Genomic DNA, 3,286 nt, shown 5'->3' with positions numbered 1-3,286 from the left:
TTGTTTGAATTGATTGTAATAGGTATGTTGATGGTAAATGCATTGGATGCCCATCCACCAAGCATTATAAGGGTTGGTTTAAAGCCCGCGAAATTCAATAATCCTCACACTCATATGTTTTACTGCGTCAACAACAATACTATTTGTATTTATAATGTATTTAAGCTTCGTAATTCTCATGATGACATTACGTTTATATATATATTGCGAAAATAAATGTGGTGTAGGAGGATGAATAAGGGTAAAGAACTATTAGTTTCCATATTAACAGTCATTATAATAGTTCCTTACCTAAGCCCTTTGCTCATCAGTCCATTTCCAGCTTTGCTTGTCAGAGCTGAGGGGGTAAATGAGGAGGTTGATAGGTCTAAACTTATAATGCTTGCCACAATAACCTTAGCCTTAAGTGATATACCACTAGACCAAGTTGAAAAGTACGAGCTATTCCATACCCTATATATCTACAGAAATGGCAGTGTACAATTAATCAATCAACCATATCTACCGGGAGAACTAGTATTGAACATAACTAAGACTGCAATAAATATCAAGAAGAATACAAATATAAGCATTGTTACGTCTGAAGGTAGAGTGGATATATACATTAATGGTTCATCAGCATATGCCATTGAGTATGGGGAGAATGTATCTTCATGGTCTTTATGGCTTGGGGAACTGTATAACAAAACCGTTGACAATAATACCATCATTTATTGGAGGTGGGTTAGAGCTAACTATACAAATGAGTTTATTGACTACAACGTAATCTATCTTGTTAGGAATGTTAGTGATACCCATAGAGTTTACATTGCCACGGCAGCTGAACTCAAACCTGACAACAGTAGCTACAGCTATGTATTCACCTTTGCAAACTATTACTTCATGAATAAAACGACGTTCTACGGAGACTGGATCATTCTTCCAGAAGGTGCTAATAGCTTAAGCGAATATTACAAATCAATTGCCTATGGAGTGAAATGGCTTTCTGAAAACGTTTACAATGGTACTAGCCCAGGATATATGAAGAAGGGTAAGGATTCAGGTTATGTACCACAAGCATATCCACAAATAGCAAATGCACTAAAGACATTAGTGCAAAATATACCCGAAGAGATCAACTTACCAGTAGAAAAAGGGTATGCGTTAGTGACGGATATATTAAAAATTGTAATCATATGCGTGATAATTTGTGTACTTATTGCGATAATAGCGATTATAACGCTTTGGGTGACAGACAATCCTATTGTGAAAATAGCGGCAACTATAGCAATTATTATAGATTTAATAATAAGCAGACTTATACCGTTACCATGTGCATTGAAACAAGTAAGAATAGAGAGATGATCATTATGTCAGTTAATTTCGATATTTCACTCTTTATAGCAACGCTTATCGAGGTTGTTCCGCTCACTTTAATCGCCCTAGAGCTGAGTAGTTGTGTTAGAAACTTTCTTGAGCCTCATGTGAAGCGTTTGGGGAGGGAATTGCACATAGCGCTCGATGTTATACATAGCTTCATCATATTATATTATGGTTTATTCATCATGATACCGCTAGGTAAAGCTATGCTAGAATTTCACCCCCTCCTATCACCATTGCCAGTTGTAGCGTTAATTCTCCTAACTCAGGCCTTTCCACCTCCCTATCCAACTTCTTTTCAAATTTTCCTTAAAAATTTAAAAAGAAGAATTATGCAAGGAAGAAGACAAATATAAGCTATATTTTATATTGTTTTTGAAAGTGGCCGTAAGGGTGTTAGGCTATGTCTTGGGAAAGACGTATATTTAAACCTATTTTCTCTGCTTCATGGTTTAGCTTATTCTGGGTTTTATTCTTCACTATACTGCCACAATACGTTCCTCTATGGAGGCTAATCTTTGGAGAGCCAAAACCTTTTCTAGAAAGTGTCATTTGGGGTGCTGTCATAGGTCTACTCGCACACTTCCTCTACTCACTCTTCAAGCGCTTACAAAACCTCAATCAATGTTGTGAAGGTTTTATTTGAAGCCAGATGAATCTTACCATCCTTTAATTCATTTATTTCACTCCATCAATTATCTTGTATTGCCCAAGACCTGCAGTTCTCATTATCCCAGTTCCACTATACTCCCCCATCTTCACCAATGCTGCAATAACATTTCCAACACTACTCAAAGCCTTCTCAGAAACTTCGAAGGTTACTTCCCCCACAAATCCCTGCTGATTCTTCCTACTTCCCTCCCTAGCCCACACAGTCCTTATCCCCCTTGGATATTCGTATATCCTTATGTGATCGTTGTCTATCATGTGCTCAAGCTCCATCCTCTTAGGTAATTCACAATTCTTCATCCATATCCTCATCAAATTCCTCAACATGGCATTCGGGTTTGGTATTGGCTGATATGCCCTCTCCTCCTTCCTCCTAACCTCATAAACACTTTCATTAGATATTCCTCTAACCCTCTTTGGATAGATTACTTCGCTTTTGAAGCATGTGGGTGAAATGAATTTCAATGTAAACTTATCCTTCAACTCACCATTCAGCAACTGATCATAACTCACAATCTTAACTTCAACGCCATTCAAACTGAACCTTATGTTATCCATGGTCACTTGGTCTCTAATGGTCTGTATTATTGTTAGTGGATTTAACTGTTCACTGTTCAGCAAGTTTATCTTGAACCTATACTTTCCAGGTCCCCCACCATAATACACTGGCCTATCATCTATGGTCATTAAAGTTGAAACGCTATAAGGCTTTATGGTTGAAGCATCATGTAAACTCTTAGCTAAATCCACACTTGCATTTCCAAGCATTTTGAAGAAGAAGTTTTGCACTGCAAAACCAGTATACCTCTGAAACCTAAATCCATCATGAGCCTCCACATTAAAAGTTAATGATGTTATAGACTTCCCCTGCATAGAAACATTCAAATAAATCTATTTGAACTTGCAAAATTTAACCTTACTCCCCACAACTCCAACCCTTCAATGAATTTATATATGTAAATCGTATGATTGATATGTGAAGTTAACTTAAGCATTTTTAAGATGTGGGTTACAATAATATTAACGATACTATTTAAACATGCTTGATGGCTCAAATATAATCTTCATTTAAAGTTCAATTCTTCACTCCAAACTAGGCTTTCACAATTTACTACCATGCTTTTCCATTATACCATCAATTCATGCTTCAATAATCATTTAGTATGTGCTTAAGTGGACTTGTGAAAAATGTTTCACATAATTTCCACATATTTCCCAAGTAAGCTTTAAAATTGTGGGAGCTATTTTCCGTAGCATT

General features: G+C 36.5%; 3 protein-coding genes. 2 read left to right on the top strand and 1 reads right to left on the bottom strand.

Going from position 1 to position 3,286, the window contains the following annotated elements:
* Nucleotides 1-231: 231 nt before the first annotated feature.
* A complete protein-coding gene (locus tag MRT15_RS10395) occupies nt 232-1,344 on the top strand; it encodes a hypothetical protein (RefSeq protein ID WP_304330049.1) in 1,113 nt (370 codons plus the stop codon).
* 5 nt (nt 1,345-1,349) lie between these two features.
* Nucleotides 1,350-1,715 carry a hypothetical protein gene (locus tag MRT15_RS10390; protein ID WP_304330048.1) on the top strand — a complete coding sequence of 122 codons (366 nt, stop codon included), beginning with the start codon at nt 1,350-1,352 and terminating at the stop codon, nt 1,713-1,715.
* Between the two features lie 322 nt (nt 1,716-2,037).
* On the opposite strand, the gene cas6 is transcribed toward MRT15_RS10390, so the two are convergent.
* Entirely contained in the window at nt 2,038-2,901 is an 864-nt protein-coding gene (gene cas6 / locus MRT15_RS10385) for a CRISPR-associated endoribonuclease Cas6 (protein ID WP_304330047.1), read from the bottom strand.
* Between the last annotated feature and the right edge of the window lie 385 nt (nt 2,902-3,286).

The sequence above is a fragment of the Candidatus Culexarchaeum yellowstonense genome (genome assembly GCF_024707025.1).
Lineage (GTDB): Archaea > Thermoproteota > Methanomethylicia > Culexarchaeales > Culexarchaeaceae > Culexarchaeum.
The sequence above is the reverse complement of the archived record's forward strand: the minus strand, read 5'-3'. Positions and strand labels throughout refer to the sequence as shown.